The sequence below is a fragment of the Brachyspira hyodysenteriae ATCC 27164 genome (assembly GCF_001676785.2).
Taxonomy (GTDB): domain Bacteria; phylum Spirochaetota; class Brachyspiria; order Brachyspirales; family Brachyspiraceae; genus Brachyspira; species Brachyspira hyodysenteriae.
Genome location: NZ_CP015910.2, coordinates 694,149 through 711,423, shown reverse-complemented (window position 1 = coordinate 711,423; position 17,275 = coordinate 694,149). Strand labels below are relative to the sequence as shown.

The following is a 17,275-nucleotide window of genomic DNA, read 5'->3' as shown; positions in this document are numbered from 1 at the left end:
ATTTATTACTTATTATTACTTAAAGTTGCAAAAATTATTATAATAATATAAAAAATCATAATTAAATAATAAATATATTGATTTTTTATAAAAAAATGTTAGCATTAACTAACAATAATATTAATATTTTAATTGAACATATGATGAATGACTATATAGATATTTTAATAAAATCAGAAGTATTTAACAATATAAGTAAAGATGAAATCATTAATATTTTAGATGATTTTAAAATACAAAAAAAATCTTTTAAAAAATCAAATATAATAATAGATACCGGAGATATAGTAGAAAGTATATATATTATATTGAAAGGAAAAGTAGAAATTTCAAAAGAATATGATGATACAAGAAAAAATATTGTAAATATATTAAATCAAGGTGATATATTTGCAGAAGCATTTGCTTTTTCTACAAATAAAATATCATCTATTCAGGCTCTTGCATTAGAAAATACTGAATTAATAAAAATAAATATAGAAAATATATTTAAAGCTAATGATAATAATATCAAAAATATATTTCTGCATAATTTATTAAGAGTAATATCTGATAAAAATAAATTCCTAGCTTTTAAAAATGATATACTCAGCCAGAAAAGTTTAAGAAGCAAAATAATAATATACCTTAAATATATGTCAAATATTCAGAAATCTCAAAATATAATTATACCATTCAATAGAGATAAATTAGCAGAGTTTATATCAGCAGACAGAAGCGCACTGTCAAGAGAATTAAACAGATTATCAAAAGAAAATATTATAGAATTAGACGGAAACAGAATAAGCATTATAAATATAAAAAATTAATATAATCTAAAAAACTATTTATTCATAAAATCCAGATGCTTTTTTCTTTTTCTCACTTCATCAGCTATTTGTTTAATTGTTATTTTAGACATAGACTTTTCAAAATCAAGCCTTACATTATTAAACTCTTCACCCAGAACATCAAACATTGCACATCCTACAGGACATATATGATTAGGTTCATGAAAATTAAAAAGCCCCCTCTCCTCTTCTGTGAAAACAGCTTCATATATAGAAAGAAGCGTTATATCTTTTTCATCTTTTATAAGTTTACTTCCCTTTTTATTAGTTTCAACTATTCCTGCATCCTGAAGTTTCAATAAAATCTTTCTTATTATAGAAGGATTAGTTCTTACACTTTTGGCAAGCAAATTAGATGTAGTGCCTTCATTTTCAAAAAATGCTATACATAAAACTATATGAGCAGCAACTGATAATTTAGTATTAATTTTCATAATATTATAAATATAATCAAAAAATTATAATAGTCAATAAATATATATAGAATAACATAAAATAATTGTAATCATTTTGGTAACAATTGTTTTATATTTTTTATTGATATTATTATTGAAATACTATAAACTTAATAAAAATTTTTACTAATAAGGAGAACTTACAAATGAATAAATTTTGTAATGCTATACTTTTATCAGCTTTTTTATTCGCTGTATCATGCTCAAATAATGCAGAAAAAGCACCAGCATCTAATAATACAGCAGCAGCTGAACCAACCAAAAAAGAAGCAGTAGGTATTAATGTTGAAGGATTAGCTGCACCTGAAAGTGTTAAATTTAAAAACGGAAAATTATATATAGCTAATTTGGGAGATCCTAATGCTCCAGCAGACGGATTCATAATTGTTGCTAATGAAGATGGTTCTAATCCTCAAAAACTTTTTGAAGGACAATTAGACAGTCCTAAAGGTTTTTCTTTTTTAACTGATGATATTATTATTATTCCTGATCAAGTAAATGACAGCTCTATGACAGGAAATTTAGTTTTAGCTAATGTAAAAGAAAATAAAATAATAACTAAACTCCCTATAGAAGGTTCTAAATTCTTAAATGATACAGTAGTAATAGATCCAACAACTGTAGCCCTAACTGATACAGGAGCTTCTACAGTTCATTTTGTTAAAGTTGATAATAATTCAGCATTATCTATAACTTCATCTGTACCAGAAGTAGTTGGTGCTAATGGTATATTACTAGATAATGGAGTATTATATATAGCTGGAAGTACATTCGGAGGCGATGCTAATGGAGGCGATATTTATACTTTAAAAACAGACGGTACAGGATTAACTAAATGGACCGCTTCAAGATTAGGTGCAGGTGCTTTAGATGGTATTGCTATAGCTAATGGTAAATTATATGTTTCTGATTGGGGTGAAAATGGTGCTAATAACAATGCATGCATATATGTATTTGATTTAAATACTAAAGAGCAATTAGAAAAAATCGAAGGTTCTTTAAGCGGAGTTGCTGATATAGATTTAGTTAATAATGTTATTTATATTCCAGAACTTTCTACTAGCCTAATAAAAAAAGTACAACTATAAAATTAATTACTTCTTCTATACATCTCCTATATAAAATTATAAAAAATATGGGGGATGTTTTTTATTATCTTTTAAACTATCATATATTACTTTTTGTAACATAAATAGTATATAATATATAAAAAAAATAATAATATATCACATTAATGTTTTACTATAATTTATATTTTTTGTTTATTTTAAAAAGGTGAATTATATAATAAGGAGATGCAATTATGAAAAAAATTATAATTTTCTTATTTTTATTCATTACAGTATTTTCATTATTTTCTTATCCCCAAAAAGAAAGCAATAAATTTATAAGCACTACTACTTATTCTTCAGAAAATAATACAAAATTATTAGGATTTTTCTTTCCTTTTATAGATAAAAATTCAGATAAAATATTCATAAAATATAGATATAAAGGAATATCATATACTAATCTAAATATATATTCATCAAATGATCCTGAAATGGTTAAATTATGGAAAGAATGGGGGATTATGAAATAGCAAATATAATTTATATTATCAACTTTATTTTATTATTTTTTAAATTTTAACATTATTTAAACATTTATGTTTTATTAGTAAATAACAAAAAATATTTTTCATTTAGGAGGTAACTGCTATGAAAAAATTATTTTTTTTATTCCTATTCCTATTCTAATTAACATCAATTTTTTGTAAATTAGAAATGGTTGTAAGGATTGCAATATCAAAATTGCAATCCTATTTTTTTAAAATAAAGTAAATCGTATAGAATTATTAGTTTATCATCATAAAAAATAACAAAAATTTATATAATAATTTATTATTTTTTTGACAAATGTATTATATTTTTGTTTTTTAAATAAAGGGATTTTTATCAAAATATTATAAATATAAAAATATTTTGATATTGATTTTTTTATTTAATATTTATAAAATATAATTAAAACTTTTATCATATAGGAGGAATCACAATGAAAAAGTTTATAATTTTCTTATTTTTATTTGTTTTATTATTCTCATTATTCTGTTATGCTCAAAGCGGTGTTGCTAAAAATAATATACCTGACTCAGTGATAGACTGGTTGAAGGAAAAGGGATATCCTATTACATTTAATACAGTTAATGAAAATGAATATTTATTTTCTTTTTTAGAAAATAATAGTCAATTGTTTAAATCTGAAAAAGAGGCAAATATATTATTTAATAATATGGAAAAAAACCCTCAATTGTTCACAGTTCTTGAAAATAACCCTGAGCTATTTAATATTATTAATCAAAATCCAGAATTATTTATTAATATATTATTAGATGATCAAAAATTAGAACTATTCATCAATGCACCTTCTCAAACTGAATTCTTGTTCAATTCAGGCTATAGTAAAGAATCTTTGTTTAATTCTACTTCTAATAGTCAATTCATAAATACTGATGTTTCTCAGAAAGAAGAAAATTACACTGTTGGATTATGGAAAGAATGGGGTATAATGAAATAAAAATATTAATTAATGAATAATAAAACATAGAAAGGGTTATTGTAGTTTATACTGCAGTAACCCTTTTTTATAGTCTTCATTATAAAAATTTTTAATCATAATCATTATTATAAAAAATCATTAAGTATATTTATACTTTTCCGAGAAATTAACATAATATTTTATAATATACTATAATACATATAGGAGATTCACAAATGAGTGCTGATATTAAAATGTTTACTGTTAATTACTTACCAAGCAATTATAATTATGAAATGTTAGGATTAGTTAAAGGAAATGTATCTTTAGCTAAGCATGTTGGAAAAGATTTACTTGCAGGTCTTAAAAATATAGTAGGTGGTGAAGTTGAAAGTTACACTGAAATGCTTAATGAAGCTAGAGAAATAGCTACAAAAAGAATGTTGGAAGAAGCTAAAAAATTAAATGCTAATGCTATAATAGGAATTAATTTTTCTTCATCTTCTGTACTTCCTGGAACTGTAGAAGTTGTTGCTTATGGTACTGCTATTGTATTGAAATAATTTATGAGGAGTAAAAATGGATAACGATATAAAATTATTTACAGCTGATTATTTACCTAATGGATATAATTATGAATTATTGGGTTTGGTTAAAGGAAATATAGCTCAGGCAAAACATATAGGAAAAGATTTGCTTGCAGGTCTTAAAAATATAGTAGGCGGTGAAGTTGAGGGATATACAGAGATGATTAATGAAGCTAGAGAAATAGCAACTAAAAGAATGATAGAAGAAGCTAAAAAACTAGGTGCTAATGCTATAATAGGAATACATTATTCATCTTCATCTGTAATGGAAGGTACTACAGAAGTTATTGCTTATGGTACTGCTGTAATAATAAAATAAATATAAGGAAAATTTATTAATGAGAAGAGAAGTTTATGAATTACAGAATTCTGATATGCCTAATGAATCTTGGCGTATATTCAGAATAATGGGAGAATTTGTAGAAGGATTTGAAACCATGTCCTACTACAAAAATGCTGTTTCTATATTTGGAAGTGCAAGAACATCCCAAGATCATCCTCACTATAAATTAGCTTATGAAACAGCTAAATTATTAGGAGAAAATAAATATGATATAATTACAGGAGGCGGTCCTGGTATAATGGAAGCAGGAAACAGAGGTGCTTTCGATGCTAATGCAGGTTCTATAGGTTTATGTATAGAACTGCCTTTTGAGCAGAAAACTAATCCTTATGTTAAAGAAGAATTAAAATTCAGATATTTCTTTGCTAGAAAAGTGATGTTCTTAAAATACGCAAAAGCTGTAATAATATTCCCAGGCGGATTCGGTACTATGGATGAAATGTTTGAAACTCTCACTTTAATACAGACAAAAGTTCTTGACAGAATGCCTCTTATAGTTATGAATTCTAGTTATTACACTGACTTAATAGAATGGATAAAAAAAGATATGATTAAAGAAAATTATATAGATCCTGAAGATTTAAATTTAATAAAATATGCAGAAACTCCTCAGGCTGCTTTAGATATAATTAATTCTTTTCATAGCAATAAACAAAAATGAAATATATAAAATATATAATAGTAATTTTATTAATCAACATAAATATAGTATTTGCTCAATTGCCTGAGCTTTTTGACCTAAATGGTTATAAAGATTTGAAATTTGGAATGAGCATTGAAGAAGCTGATAATAAAATTACTAATTATAATCTAAATGTATATGCTGATTTTTTTGAATCATTTGAATTAAAAAATAATACTGTTCTTAATATATATAAAAATGATACTCAAAAATTAGCATATTATTTATATTTCTACAATAATGAACTTTATAGAATAGAGATATGCAATCATATAGGTGATATATATAATAATCCTTCATTCTACAATCCTGTAACTATGGCCGACATTAACAATATAAAAGAAGAGCTTACTTTTCAATATGGTCAAATAACAAAAACAGATGTAAAGCATTATTCATTTTATAAAAAACCTTTTGAAGAGTATATAATTTGGTGGTCTTCGGAGCTTGCAAGTGTATCATTATATATAAAGCCTGATTTGGATACTTTAGAAAATGTTATGAAGCATTATTCATACAGAATTTCTTTTTATGATGAAATTAAAATAAAAGAGATATACTCATCAAAATAAATTAATAAAAATTAACTTTACTCTAACTCCCCACCCTTTTTCTTTATCGATTTAATATAAAATTTTTACTTTCTATTCCTTATAGCCTATAAAGAAAATATAGTGCCCCACCCTAGTTTTTATTAAAATTAATATCTACTCAACGCACGCTAAACGAAATAAAAAATATAGACAAATTAACAATGCAATTTAAATTATATTTGTAGCTAAGCTCACCGTGCGTTAAATAATTTTTTTTAAACCTAATTCCAATTTGGGCGGGCGCTGAAATTTCTAATATAGCAGCAAATATAATTTAAATTATAAATTGTAAATTATACTTAAAAAATAAAGGGCGGGGTATGTGAATAAAATTTTATGATTATAAGTTTTAATAATTTATAATATATAGTATAATCTAAATAAAAATTGTCATAATCATTTGGAGTGTATACCGTGAAAAAAAGAGAAAAACTAGGAAGCAGATTCGGATTTATACTGGTATCTGCCGGCTGTGCGGTCGGTATGGGTAATGTTTGGAGATTTCCATATATAACAGGACAATACGGCGGAGGTGCTTTTGTAATATTATATATCATATCAATAATCATATTAGGTGTAGCTCCTATGGTAATGGAATTCGCTGTTGGAAGAGCAGGCGGACATGATATAGCAACATCTTTTCAAAAACTCGAAAAGAGAGGACATAATTGGCATAAAATAGGATATGTTCAAATACTTGGTAATGTTCTTCTTATGCTGTTTTATACAACTATATGCGGATGGTGTTTATCATACTTTTACTTTATGCTTTCAGGAAGATTTGAAGGACTTAATGCAAATGAAGTTGGTAATTTCTTTAACGGAGTTTTGGGAAGTGCTTCTACATTAACATTATGGATGGGAATAAGTTTATTGATAGGTATAATAATATGTTCTTTCGGACTTGAGAAAGGCGTAGAAAGAGCAAGTAAATTTATGATGATATCATTGTTTGCACTTTTAATGCTTCTTATAATCAGAGCATTAACTTTAAAAGGAGCTATAGAAGGATTAAAATTCTATTTGGTGCCAGATTTAAATAAATTATTTGGAAACGGACTTACAGGATTCATAGGAATATTTTATGCTGCTATTGGACAGGCATTTTTCTCTTTAAGTGTAGGTCAGGGCGGAATGGCTATATTCGGAAGCTATATAGATAAAAAACAATCTCTTACAGGAGAAGCATTAATAATTATAGCATTGGATACTATGGTGGCTTTATTTGCAGGACTAGTAGTTTTCCCAGCATGTTTTGCTTTTGGTGTAAATCCTGGTGAAGGTGCTGGACTTGCTTTTGTTACTTTACCTAATATATTTAATTCTATGCCTCTTGGAAGATTATGGGGAGCATTATTCTTCCTATTCCTAGCAATGGCAGCCCTTACTACTATAATAGGTGTATTAGAAAATATATATTCATTTATTATGGATAAATTCAAAATTACAAGACAAAAAACTTCTATTATATTATTTGTAATGTTATTCATACTTAGTCTGCCAACAACTTTAGGATTTAATATACTATCTAATATAAATCCTCTCGGGGAAGGTACTGTTATAATGGATTTACTAGATTTTATAGTATCAAATAATATACTTCCTTTAGGTGCTTTGGTAACTCTATTCTTCTGCACAAGAGATTTTGGATGGGGATTCGATAACTTTTTAAAAGAAGCTAATACAGGAGAAGGCATCAAATTCCCTCGTCAATTAAGATTCTATATTAGTTATATACTTCCTTTTATAGTATTAGCAATATTTTTATATGAATATATTAACAGATTTTTCTTGAAATGATTTTTTAGATTAATATGCATATAGTTTATTAATTGATAATGAAAAAATATTAATAACTATATGCTTTTTTATTAATTATTAAAACATTGTACTATTTTAATTATAAAAACTATTTAGAAAAGTTAGAAAGTATTGTAGTTGCAAGCAGTAAATATATAGCAGTACCGCTGATATCACATATAGAAGTAACAAGAGGCACACTGCTTGTTGTAGGGTCTTTTTTAAACTTAACAAATAAAAACGGCAGACATAAACCTATCAAACTACCTATAACAACAACCAATATCATAGAAAGAGATACAACTAATGCTATAATTAATCCTCCCCTAAAAACAGCAATCAAAGATACAGCAAGGCTCATAGTAAGTCCAAGCGTGGTAGAAACAAGTATTTCTTTCCCAAGCATAAAAAGCCAATCGCTTTTTTTAACATCGCCCACAGATAAACTTCTTATTATGAGAGTAGATGACTGAGCCCCTGCATTTCCTGCACTGTCTATAAGCAATGGTAAGAAAAATATCAAAGAAACATATTTACTTATAGTCTCTTCAAACATTCCTATAACATATCCTGATACAATATTAACAAATACCAAAACAAAAAGCCAAAATATCCTTCTCTTATAAAGTACTATAGGATTAGCCTGTTTTATATTGCTGTCGAAATCATCATCAATACTAATAGCACCCAATTTATGGAAATCCTCTGTATCCTCTTCTTCAGCTATATCGAATATATCGTCTATTGTAACAATACCTATAAGTGCATTTTTAGAATCAACTACAGGTATATATAGTAAATCGTATTTCCTTCCTACCCTAACCGCTTCTTCCTGATCTGAATATACTGACAAATATATAATATCTGTATGCATAAGATCTTCTATTTTATCATCTTGACTTGCAAATAATAAATCTTTTAACAAAATATAACCAATTAAAGTATCATCTTTTTGAACTACATATATAACTTCAAAAGTTTCAGAATCTTTACCATATTTTCTAATATATTCTAAAGTTTGCTTAACAGTATAATCAGGAAGAACATCTATATATTCAGGAGTCATTATACGACCTATACTATCTTCAGGATATCCTAATAACTGCCTTGTAATATTTAGATCTTTTTCTCCCATCAAAGAAAAAATCTTTTTTGTAATGTCAGAGGGAAGTTCTTCAAAAAGCGATGTTCTGTCGTCAGGGCTCATCTCATGAATAAGCTCTTTTAATTCATTCTCATTTATAGAGATTATAATTTTTTCCTGTTCTTCCGGCTCTAATTCAGAGAACACATAAGCTGACATTTCTCTTGATAAAAGCCTGAATACTATACTTCTATTTTTATCACTATCTAATATTCTTATAATATCTACTATTTCAGCAGCATGCATACTAGCAAGTAAATATTTGAGTTTATCCCATCTTTGATTCTCTATTATATTAATAATTTCAGTATATTCTTTATTTTCTACCATACTTCTGCTATATTTTTTTTATATTTATGTATATCAATTCTTTTATTATTATTATATAATATAGACATTATATATTAATAATAAAAAAAAACCAATAATATAATTTTATAATATTATCAAAATATAAAGGAGTTATTTTAATATGGCTGATATAAAAAGAATTGGGGTATTAACAAGCGGAGGAGATGCTTCTGGAATGAACCCTGCTATAAGAAGCGTTGTTAGAACTGCAATAGCCAATGGTTTAGAAGTAATGGGCATAAAAGAAGGATACCAAGGTCTTATGTATAATGATGTATATCAGATGAATGCAGGAAGCGTAGGAGGCATCATTAATCATGGCGGTACTATACTATTCTCAGCAAGATCTCCTGAATTCCAAACAGAAGAAGGTATGAAAAAAGCTGCAGACAATATGAAATATCATGGTATTGATGCTTTAATTGTTATAGGCGGAGACGGAACTTATAAAGGAGCATTAGATTTCTATAATCATCACCCTGAATATCCTATAGTAGCAATACCAGGAACAATAGATAATGATATATTTGGTACAGATTATACTATAGGTTATGATACTGCTGTTAATGTGGCAATGGATGCTATAGATAAATTAAGAGATACAGCTACAAGCCATGGAAGATGTTTTGTTGTAGAAGTTATGGGAAGACATGCTGGTTATATTGCTTTAGAAGTAGGTATAGCTTCAGGTGCTGAGGATATATTAATACCTGAAACTACTACTGATATGGATAAAATAGTAGAAGAATTACAAATTGCTAAAAAAAGAGGTAAAAAATCTTCTATAATAGTAGTAGCCGAAGGAGATGAATCCGGTGGAGCTATGGAAGTTGCTAAACAAATAGAAGGTAAAACAGGTTTTGATACTCGTGTTACTATATTAGGACACATGCAAAGAGGAGGTTCTCCTACTTCAAGAGAACGTTTGATGGCTGCAAGATTTGGTTATATCGCTGTTAAAGCTTTATTGGAAGGAAAGAAAAATGTTGCTGTAGGAATATGGAAAGGCGAATATACTTATACTCCTTTAACTGATGCTGTAAAAAAAGTGCCTAAAGTAGATCCTATAGACTTGGCATTATGCAGAACACTTGCTATATAATAATAAAAAATAAAGGCTATAATTTATTATGATACAAAATAAATCCATTTTAGGAATAAGAATAGATAGTTTCCAAGTTAGTCTTGAAGAAATACTTGACTACCTCAAATATGGAAAAAACATACTCATAATATCTTTGGATGTGCATCAATTACTGAAAATAAGATACAATAAAAAATTAAAAGAAATAATAAAAAATGCATCTTTAGTAATTGCAGCACATCCATCTATAGCCAAAGCTTATAAATTTATTCATAAAGAAGAAATAAATTATATTAATGAATTTATTTTATTTTCAAAAGTACTCGATTATATAGAGCAGAAAAAGATGTCTATGTTTTTATTTGGAGATGAAGAAAAGTATTTCTTTACAATATCTGAAAAAATTAAAAAGATATATCCTGGTATTTATATGCTTGGTAATTATCAAAATACCAAAGATAAAGAAGAATTAGATAAAGCATTTATAGGATTCAAAAAGATAGAACCGGATGTATTTTTAATGTATATGGAATTCAAAAAATCTTTGTATTGGTTCAATAATAATAAACAAAATTTAGACATGAAATTTTTCATTCCTTTCAAAAGACCATTAGATAGTTTTGCCGGAAAAATAAAAGCTCCTAGTATGGAAATATTAAATAAAAATAAATATGAATCATTCTACACTAAAAAGAATATATTTAGAATATTTTTATATATTGATTATCTAAGATTCTGGATATTAGTTTTATTTGAAAAACTTACAACTAAAAAAGATAAACAAACTATCCCTTCAAATAGTTAATAAAAATACGGATAATAAATGGAATATACTGATATCAATTCCAAAACCATAGATAAATGGATAGATGAAGGTTGGGAATGGGGAAAACCTATAAAGCATGAAACTTTTTTAGAAGCTAAGAATGGTAAATGGAATATGCTACTCACCCCAACAAAACCTGTTCCTAAAGAATGGTATCCTGATTTGAAAGATAAAAAAGTTTTAGGACTTGCTTCAGGAGGAGGACAGCAGATGCCTATTTTTGCTGCTAATGGATCAATATGCACTTTAATGGATTATTCTCAAAAACAAATAGACAGCGATTTATTAGTATCTAAAAGAGAAAATTATAATATAAATTTGGTAAAATCTGATATGTCTAAAACATTTCCATTTGACGATGAAAGTTTCGATATAATTTTTCATCCTGTATCTAATTGCTATATAGAAGATGTTATGCATGTATGGAAAGAATGCTTTAGAGTTTTAAAAAAAGGCGGAATACTTATGTCCGGATTGGATAATGGAATAAATTTTATATTTGATGAAAATTCAGAAAATGAAAAAGAAATAAAATACAAACTTCCTTTTAATCCTTTGAAAGATAATAAACTATTAGAGAATGCTATAAAAAACAATGACGGCATTCAATTTTCACATACAATAGAAGAACAGATAAGAGGACAATTAAAAGCCGGATTCAAACTAATTGACATATATGAAGATACAAACGGATACGGTATACTTCATGAATATAATATACCTACTTTTTGGGCTACTCTATCAATGAAATAATTTATATAATACATAAAAAAGGCTTTAATGATTAATATTATCATCAAAGCCTTTTATTTTTTTATTATAATTTATTAACTTTATTATTGTTTACTAGGATCAAAAACGCTATCTTCTAATAATAAATCTTTATACTCAGTAAAATAATAAGCGGTAAGCTCATCTAACTGTTTAGCATATTTATCTTTCAAATCTTCATTTAATATTCTATAAATTAATTTTTGTACAACATCTTGAAGTCCGTAAGGTACATTACTATCTTTATTAACATCGTTATGAGTAAATCCAATATTATGCATATGTTCATGGAACATTAAGCTTGCAAAACTTGAATATCCATATAAACTATTACCAGACCCAGACCATTTTATCCAATTATCATTTTCAAATCCTACCCAATCTGCTGTTGGTATTTGATCTGCAGGCTGACCTCCGCAATATCTTACATATCTTGAAACACCTACAGTACCCAAACCTGCTCCGCCTGTTGAAAGTTTTTCATAAGTAAAATTATGTTTTACTGTACGAACTACTTCTGTTAATTTATCTGGATCATAAGCAGCACCAGCTTTGATACTAAAATTTCCATAAGAGTAGTCTGAAGCCGCTGTTAAAGCTCCTTTATCTCTTACTGCTTGAAGAAATTCATCAGAATTTAAAGCTGTTCTAATAAGTGCCATACATCTTAATATAAAACGTTTTTCTTCTACTGTTATTGTAGCATAAGATGATAAATTATTAGCTATTTGAAAATTAGCAACACCTACCTGCCAATATGGATATTTTTTATTTATTTCTTCTTTACTATAGTCACTTGGCTTTAATACATTATTGCTGCAGCTTAATGCAAATAAAGACAATAAAAACAAACCAAATAAAAATAATTTTTTCATATTCTGCTCCTCATCAATAATTAATTATTAGGAAGTATTCTAACACCTATTTGGAAACCTATATCAAAACTAGATATACTCTGTTTTGTTATTTTAGCGATGCTTTGATTATTTAATATAGTATTTTTAAAAGACATACCGAAATCTCCGCCTATATAACCTCCCAATACTAATCCGAATTTTTTATCACTGTAAACTTCATAATCTACAGAAAATCTAAGATATGGTATAATAGGTACATTAAATATATCTTTTATCTGAAATGCATTATAATTTTCTATATTCCTGCTTATATTCTTAGCAGCATAATTTATATAAGATGACATAGCTCTGGCGTATAAAGGCACTTTAATTCCAAAATTCAATCCGAATGAAAATTTCTTCCAATTAAGTTTGGGATATATTCCAAATGACATACTTTCAAACATGTAAACATAACTATTTTTATAGTTTTTATCTCCGCTCACTCTATAGAATGAAAATTCATCATGATTATATCCTAATTCTCCAAGAAGACTGAAGCTAAAATCTCTATTTATATCGAATCTGTATCCTATATGAAACAAAACACCCGCATCAAATCCAGCACCTGATCTTCTATCTGCCTGCTTTACAGCCGATTCAAAATCTTTTTCTTGCTGAGGTGTAGGATTTTTATTAGTTAAACTATATTGATTTATTCCAATACTTAATCCTAATGGAACAAATATACCTATCTCAATACCGCTTTTTGCAAAAACAGTAACACAGCTTAAAAACATTATTATAAATATATTCAATAATTTTTTCATAATTTTCTCTTTATCAATTTTCAACTTATTAATTTTCAACATTCTTAATTTAATTCATAGGTCTTATCTTAGCACCTATCTGTATACCTAAATCTACACTTGATATATTTTCTATAGGAGTATCAATGTTTTTATATTTTTCTCCTTTTACTTTATATTTTAAAGCAAAATCATAATCAAAATATGCACTCAAAACTATATCAAATTTATTAGATGTATATATTGAATAATCCAGAGTTAATTTTAAATATGGTATTATATTTGAAGAAAAATAATCTTTATAATTCTTAGTATCAATCATTTTTATAGATTCGGTTGTATAGCCTAATGTCTGATTATAATGTGAATCATTAATAGTACCAGATAAAAATATTTTCATTCCTGCCCCAATGCCGAAGGAAAATCTTTTATAATTAATTTTAGGCAGAACACCAATAACAATACTGTCAAAACTGTAATAACGATAATTCTGCAATTTAAGTGCCTGAGAATCTATATTACTATCTTTTAATCTGTAATTAAAAGTATCTCTGCTGTATCCAAGCTCCCCCATAAAACTAAAACTAATTTCTTTATTTAATTCTAATCTATAGCCTGCCTGAAATAAAGCACCTGCTTCAAACCCTATATGTGAAGTTCTTGTATTATTTGTAACATATTCATTGTATTGAGCTGATTGATTATTATTTAAATTTGAAGGTTTTTTGTCATAATAGTGAATTCCTATATTGAAACCTAAAGGAACAAAAATACCCAACTCTAATCCGCTCTTCCCAAATGCAGCACAAGAAAAAATAAACAATACTGCCAATATTTTACATAATTTCATTGTAACCCTTAATTTTTTAAATTGTATTTTTCATAATAACACATATTATAATATTAATCAAACGGTATTATTAGTAAATTAATTAGTAATTTTTATCATTGTAATAATAACCATTATTTTATATAATAAAATCAATTAACATTTAGTATAATAAAGATAATAAATATGGATATATTTTTTGAAGAATACATAAATATAAATGGTATAGAACAATATTTTGTACATTATCCTAAAAAATCAAATACAACTTTATTATTTCTGCATGGAGGTCCTGGAGAAAGCGAAGCGTATTTTTTATATAAAATGCATTCAAAAACTCAAAATTACAATTTAGTATACTATGATCAGAGAGGAACAGGAAAAACTCAGTTAAAAAATAAATCCAAAGATATAGATATAACTATAGAAAAATTGCTTATAGATTTAAAAGAAACAATTAATTATGTTAAATTAAGATACAATTCAAAATATATTATTTTACTTGGGCATTCTTGGGGAAGTGTTTTAGGTATTGAATTCATAAAAAAATTTCCTAATTTAGTTTCTGCATATATTGGTATGGGACAGGTTGTAAATTTTAAAATTGGAGAAAAAACAGGATTCGATTATTGCTATGATATTGTGCAAAAAAGTAATAATCAAAAATATATAAAAAAGATAGAAAAATTAAAAAATTATCCTTTTATTATAAATAAAAATAATGTATTTGAAATATTCAAAAATTTCAGAGAAATACAAGTAAAATATAAATTAGCAGGATATTATGAAGGAAATGATAAATTAAATAAGATAATAAAACAAAGTCCTATATATTCATTTAAAGATATGTTTAATTCCAATCCATTAATGCTGAATAAAAATATTATATATTATCTAATAAACTATGATACAAGTAAATTCACAAATTTCAGCATACCTATATTTTTTATATGCGGTGCTAATGATTGGCAGGTACCTACTGTAATTGTAAAAGAATACTATAAAACTATAAATGCACCTGATAAAGATATATTTATAGCAGAAAATGCCGGACATCTTCTTAATATAGAAAATACAAAAGATTATAATCTTATAGTGGAAGGTATATGCAGCCGAGTCAGCGGATTGTAATTTTATAATTAAAAAATTAATATAATAAAATTTTATTTAGATACTACTTCAGGAGAATATCCTAATTTTCTTGATTCTTCAAAATAATGCTTGCTTTTATCTGTATATTCTTTCATCTTTTCTGCCGTAATAGTTGTAAGTTTAGAATATTCATCATAAACCAATGACAAATAATAATAACTTTCAGCCAAAACAGAATTGGATTTATTATTCTTAATAGACTTCAAAAAACTATATTCAGATTCTTTCAAATCTTTTACTTGTTTTTCTAATTTATATTTATAAAGAGATGTTATACCGCTGTTATTTAAAAGATAAAAATTATCCTTTTCTAAATTAAGTCCATGCTTTATATCTTTTTCAGCATTATCTAAACTTTCTATATCATTACAAATTTTATAGTCTGTTAAATACAGCCATCCTCTGTTTATATATATAGAAGTATTATTTTCATCTATATTAAGAGCCTTATTATAATTATCTAAAGACATATTAAAATATTTTTTATCTCTAGTATTTTTATATTTTTCATTATAAAGGTCTGAATATATAAGCAATGTACTTAAATCTTCTTTATTATTATCATCAACAACTCTATTATAATCATTTAAAGCCAAATTAAAATAATTTTCATTGGAAGTGTAATGATATTTTTTGGTATATAGAACAGCCCTGTCTTTAAAAGTATCTGTATTACTATATTCATTAAAGCTATTAATATCTATAATTTTATTATAGTCTTTTAAAGCAGCATCAAAGTATTTATCTTCTGAAGTTTCTTCATATTTTTTATTGAACAGTAATGCCCTGCTTTTTAATACTGCTATATTATCATCATCAAAACTCAATATTTTTGTATATATATTGATGGCATTATCATCATTTCCATTTTCAACCTCTCTTAAAGCCATAAGAGATAATTCATTTATATTTAAATTTTCATCATTCTTATTTTTCTTTATAACATTCCAATATACATTATCCCCATTCTTATTATATTTATAATAGTTATTTTTTAAAACAAGCCTATCTCCGTCATTATTAGTATCAATAATTTTTTTATCATCATCTAAAGAATTAATAATTCCTGAAGTATCTAATTTATTAATATTTTCTTCTTTTTTATCTTCATTATCATTTTTACTGTCTTCGGAAAAATTAATTCCTGAATCTGTACTTTCTAATGCATCAGAATTATTTCCCCTAAATAAAAACATAGAAGCAATAATAGTAAGTATAGTTCCTGCAAATATAATAGATATAGTTCTAGTATCTATATTTAATAATCCGCTGCTATCTATAATTGAATTAAAACTATTAACATGAGGGGCAATATATTCTTTATATTTTATTTCTAATAGATAATCCAAATTCTTCTTTATATTATTTCTATTTAAAATATCGTTTTTATTGCTTAATTGTGTATTAGTCTGTATATTATTTTTGTATGAATAATTTTTTGTATATGTATTAGAGTTATATATCCAATAACATATTCCGGCAATAAGTAAAATTAGGAATATAATTGTTAACATAACACCATTTGAAGAGGATTTTTCTATTTCAGGTTCATAATTTACTTCATTTTTTATAAAATTATGCTCTTCTTCCATGCAAAAATCCCGATATTAAGTAGCTTATTTATCGGATTGCATTTCATAAAAAAAAATAAATATGATAACTTAAT

The 17,275-nt window shown here is 26.0% G+C and carries 19 protein-coding genes; 13 read left to right on the top strand and 6 right to left on the bottom strand.

Features of this window, described 5'->3' with window-relative positions; translation table 11 throughout:
* Positions 1-95: 95 nt before the first annotated feature.
* The gene (locus tag BHYOB78_RS03290) at positions 96-809 is read left to right on the top strand and encodes a Crp/Fnr family transcriptional regulator (protein WP_012671953.1); all 714 of its coding nucleotides are present in this window, start codon (positions 96-98) and stop codon (positions 807-809) included.
* A 14-nt stretch (positions 810-823) separates the two neighbouring features.
* Here the strand turns inward: BHYOB78_RS03290 and BHYOB78_RS03285 are convergent, their stop codons facing one another.
* A complete protein-coding gene (locus BHYOB78_RS03285; RefSeq protein WP_012671952.1) occupies positions 824-1,264 on the bottom strand; it encodes an RrF2 family transcriptional regulator in 441 nt (146 codons plus the stop codon).
* A 167-nt stretch (positions 1,265-1,431) separates the two neighbouring features.
* On the opposite strand from BHYOB78_RS03285, the gene BHYOB78_RS03280 reads away from it, so the two are divergent.
* The 8 genes from BHYOB78_RS03280 to BHYOB78_RS03245 all read left to right on the top strand — a co-directional run bounded on the left by BHYOB78_RS03280 (position 1,432) and on the right by BHYOB78_RS03245 (position 7,807).
* Positions 1,432-2,373 carry an SMP-30/gluconolactonase/LRE family protein gene (locus tag BHYOB78_RS03280; RefSeq protein ID WP_012671951.1) on the top strand — a complete coding sequence of 314 codons (942 nt, stop codon included), beginning with the start codon at positions 1,432-1,434 and terminating at the stop codon, positions 2,371-2,373.
* A 215-nt stretch (positions 2,374-2,588) separates the two neighbouring features.
* Positions 2,589-2,867, top strand: a complete 279-nt coding sequence (locus BHYOB78_RS03275; protein ID WP_012671950.1) for a hypothetical protein — start codon at positions 2,589-2,591, stop codon at positions 2,865-2,867.
* A gap of 452 nt (positions 2,868-3,319) precedes the next feature.
* Positions 3,320-3,841, top strand: coding sequence for a hypothetical protein (locus BHYOB78_RS03270; RefSeq protein WP_020064207.1), 522 nt, complete (start codon positions 3,320-3,322; stop codon positions 3,839-3,841).
* A gap of 197 nt (positions 3,842-4,038) precedes the next feature.
* A complete protein-coding gene (locus tag BHYOB78_RS03265; protein WP_012671948.1) occupies positions 4,039-4,365 on the top strand; it encodes a YbjQ family protein in 327 nt (108 codons plus the stop codon).
* 16 nt (positions 4,366-4,381) lie between these two features.
* The gene (locus tag BHYOB78_RS03260) at positions 4,382-4,708 is read left to right on the top strand and encodes a YbjQ family protein (RefSeq protein ID WP_012671947.1); all 327 of its coding nucleotides are present in this window, start codon (positions 4,382-4,384) and stop codon (positions 4,706-4,708) included.
* Between the two features lie 19 nt (positions 4,709-4,727).
* Positions 4,728-5,393 carry an LOG family protein gene (locus BHYOB78_RS03255; protein ID WP_012671946.1) on the top strand — a complete coding sequence of 222 codons (666 nt, stop codon included), beginning with the start codon at positions 4,728-4,730 and terminating at the stop codon, positions 5,391-5,393.
* The gene (locus BHYOB78_RS03250) at positions 5,390-5,986 is read left to right on the top strand and encodes a hypothetical protein (RefSeq protein WP_012671945.1); all 597 of its coding nucleotides are present in this window, start codon (positions 5,390-5,392) and stop codon (positions 5,984-5,986) included. The genes BHYOB78_RS03255 and BHYOB78_RS03250 overlap by 4 nt, the downstream gene beginning before the upstream one ends.
* Before the next feature lie 435 nt (positions 5,987-6,421).
* Positions 6,422-7,807: a sodium-dependent transporter gene (locus BHYOB78_RS03245; RefSeq protein ID WP_012671944.1), complete on the top strand. Its 1,386-nt coding sequence runs from the start codon at positions 6,422-6,424 to the stop codon at positions 7,805-7,807.
* 109 nt (positions 7,808-7,916) lie between these two features.
* On the opposite strand, the gene mgtE is transcribed toward BHYOB78_RS03245, so the two are convergent.
* On the bottom strand, positions 7,917-9,281 hold the full coding sequence (mgtE, locus tag BHYOB78_RS03240; protein WP_020064208.1) for a magnesium transporter: 1,365 nt from the start codon (positions 9,279-9,281) through the stop codon (positions 7,917-7,919).
* A 142-nt stretch (positions 9,282-9,423) separates the two neighbouring features.
* Between mgtE and pfkA the strand changes: the two genes are divergently transcribed.
* From pfkA to BHYOB78_RS03225, 3 genes are read left to right on the top strand one after another with little or no spacing between them, the layout of a single operon-like run.
* Positions 9,424-10,404, top strand: a complete 981-nt coding sequence (pfkA, locus tag BHYOB78_RS03235; RefSeq protein ID WP_012671942.1) for a 6-phosphofructokinase — start codon at positions 9,424-9,426, stop codon at positions 10,402-10,404.
* A gap of 28 nt (positions 10,405-10,432) precedes the next feature.
* A complete protein-coding gene (locus BHYOB78_RS03230; protein WP_012671941.1) occupies positions 10,433-11,191 on the top strand; it encodes a WecB/TagA/CpsF family glycosyltransferase in 759 nt (252 codons plus the stop codon).
* Positions 11,192-11,209: 18 nt separating this feature from the next.
* Complete coding sequence (locus BHYOB78_RS03225) at positions 11,210-11,965, top strand: class I SAM-dependent methyltransferase (protein ID WP_020064209.1); 756 nt, start codon at positions 11,210-11,212, stop codon at positions 11,963-11,965.
* 83 nt (positions 11,966-12,048) lie between these two features.
* Here the strand turns inward: BHYOB78_RS03225 and BHYOB78_RS03220 are convergent, their stop codons facing one another.
* Genes BHYOB78_RS03220 through BHYOB78_RS03210 form a run of 3 tightly spaced genes read right to left on the bottom strand, consistent with a single transcriptional unit; the run spans position 12,049 to position 14,478 of the window.
* Complete coding sequence (locus BHYOB78_RS03220; protein ID WP_020064210.1) at positions 12,049-12,858, bottom strand: hypothetical protein; 810 nt, start codon at positions 12,856-12,858, stop codon at positions 12,049-12,051.
* A 20-nt stretch (positions 12,859-12,878) separates the two neighbouring features.
* Positions 12,879-13,649: a hypothetical protein gene (locus tag BHYOB78_RS03215; protein WP_028331304.1), complete on the bottom strand. Its 771-nt coding sequence runs from the start codon at positions 13,647-13,649 to the stop codon at positions 12,879-12,881.
* Between the two features lie 49 nt (positions 13,650-13,698).
* Positions 13,699-14,478 carry a hypothetical protein gene (locus BHYOB78_RS03210; protein ID WP_012671936.1) on the bottom strand — a complete coding sequence of 260 codons (780 nt, stop codon included), beginning with the start codon at positions 14,476-14,478 and terminating at the stop codon, positions 13,699-13,701.
* Positions 14,479-14,643: 165 nt separating this feature from the next.
* On the opposite strand from BHYOB78_RS03210, the gene BHYOB78_RS03205 reads away from it, so the two are divergent.
* Positions 14,644-15,588, top strand: a complete 945-nt coding sequence (locus BHYOB78_RS03205) for an alpha/beta fold hydrolase (protein WP_012671935.1) — start codon at positions 14,644-14,646, stop codon at positions 15,586-15,588.
* Between the two features lie 32 nt (positions 15,589-15,620).
* On the opposite strand, the gene BHYOB78_RS03200 is transcribed toward BHYOB78_RS03205, so the two are convergent.
* Positions 15,621-17,201: a tetratricopeptide repeat protein gene (locus BHYOB78_RS03200; protein ID WP_020064212.1), complete on the bottom strand. Its 1,581-nt coding sequence runs from the start codon at positions 17,199-17,201 to the stop codon at positions 15,621-15,623.
* Positions 17,202-17,275: the final 74 nt, after the last annotated feature.

Coding starts and splice junctions, on each gene's coding strand:
- BHYOB78_RS03200 (WP_020064212.1), bottom strand. CDS start 17,201: ATGGAAGAAGAGCATAATTTTATAAAAAATGAAGTAAATTATGAACCT.
- BHYOB78_RS03255 (WP_012671946.1), top strand. CDS start 4,728: ATGAGAAGAGAAGTTTATGAATTACAGAATTCTGATATGCCTAATGAA.
- BHYOB78_RS03230 (WP_012671941.1), top strand. CDS start 10,433: ATGATACAAAATAAATCCATTTTAGGAATAAGAATAGATAGTTTCCAA.
- BHYOB78_RS03220 (WP_020064210.1), bottom strand. CDS start 12,858: ATGAAAAAATTATTTTTATTTGGTTTGTTTTTATTGTCTTTATTTGCA.
- BHYOB78_RS03210 (WP_012671936.1), bottom strand. CDS start 14,478: ATGAAATTATGTAAAATATTGGCAGTATTGTTTATTTTTTCTTGTGCT.
- BHYOB78_RS03280 (WP_012671951.1), top strand. CDS start 1,432: ATGAATAAATTTTGTAATGCTATACTTTTATCAGCTTTTTTATTCGCT.
- BHYOB78_RS03215 (WP_028331304.1), bottom strand. CDS start 13,649: ATGAAAAAATTATTGAATATATTTATAATAATGTTTTTAAGCTGTGTT.
- BHYOB78_RS03205 (WP_012671935.1), top strand. CDS start 14,644: ATGGATATATTTTTTGAAGAATACATAAATATAAATGGTATAGAACAA.
- mgtE (WP_020064208.1), bottom strand. CDS start 9,281: ATGGTAGAAAATAAAGAATATACTGAAATTATTAATATAATAGAGAAT.
- pfkA (WP_012671942.1), top strand. CDS start 9,424: ATGGCTGATATAAAAAGAATTGGGGTATTAACAAGCGGAGGAGATGCT.
- BHYOB78_RS03285 (WP_012671952.1), bottom strand. CDS start 1,264: ATGAAAATTAATACTAAATTATCAGTTGCTGCTCATATAGTTTTATGT.
- BHYOB78_RS03260 (WP_012671947.1), top strand. CDS start 4,382: ATGGATAACGATATAAAATTATTTACAGCTGATTATTTACCTAATGGA.
- BHYOB78_RS03250 (WP_012671945.1), top strand. CDS start 5,390: ATGAAATATATAAAATATATAATAGTAATTTTATTAATCAACATAAAT.
- BHYOB78_RS03290 (WP_012671953.1), top strand. CDS start 96: ATGTTAGCATTAACTAACAATAATATTAATATTTTAATTGAACATATG.
- BHYOB78_RS03265 (WP_012671948.1), top strand. CDS start 4,039: ATGAGTGCTGATATTAAAATGTTTACTGTTAATTACTTACCAAGCAAT.
- BHYOB78_RS03225 (WP_020064209.1), top strand. CDS start 11,210: ATGGAATATACTGATATCAATTCCAAAACCATAGATAAATGGATAGAT.
- BHYOB78_RS03270 (WP_020064207.1), top strand. CDS start 3,320: ATGAAAAAGTTTATAATTTTCTTATTTTTATTTGTTTTATTATTCTCA.
- BHYOB78_RS03275 (WP_012671950.1), top strand. CDS start 2,589: ATGAAAAAAATTATAATTTTCTTATTTTTATTCATTACAGTATTTTCA.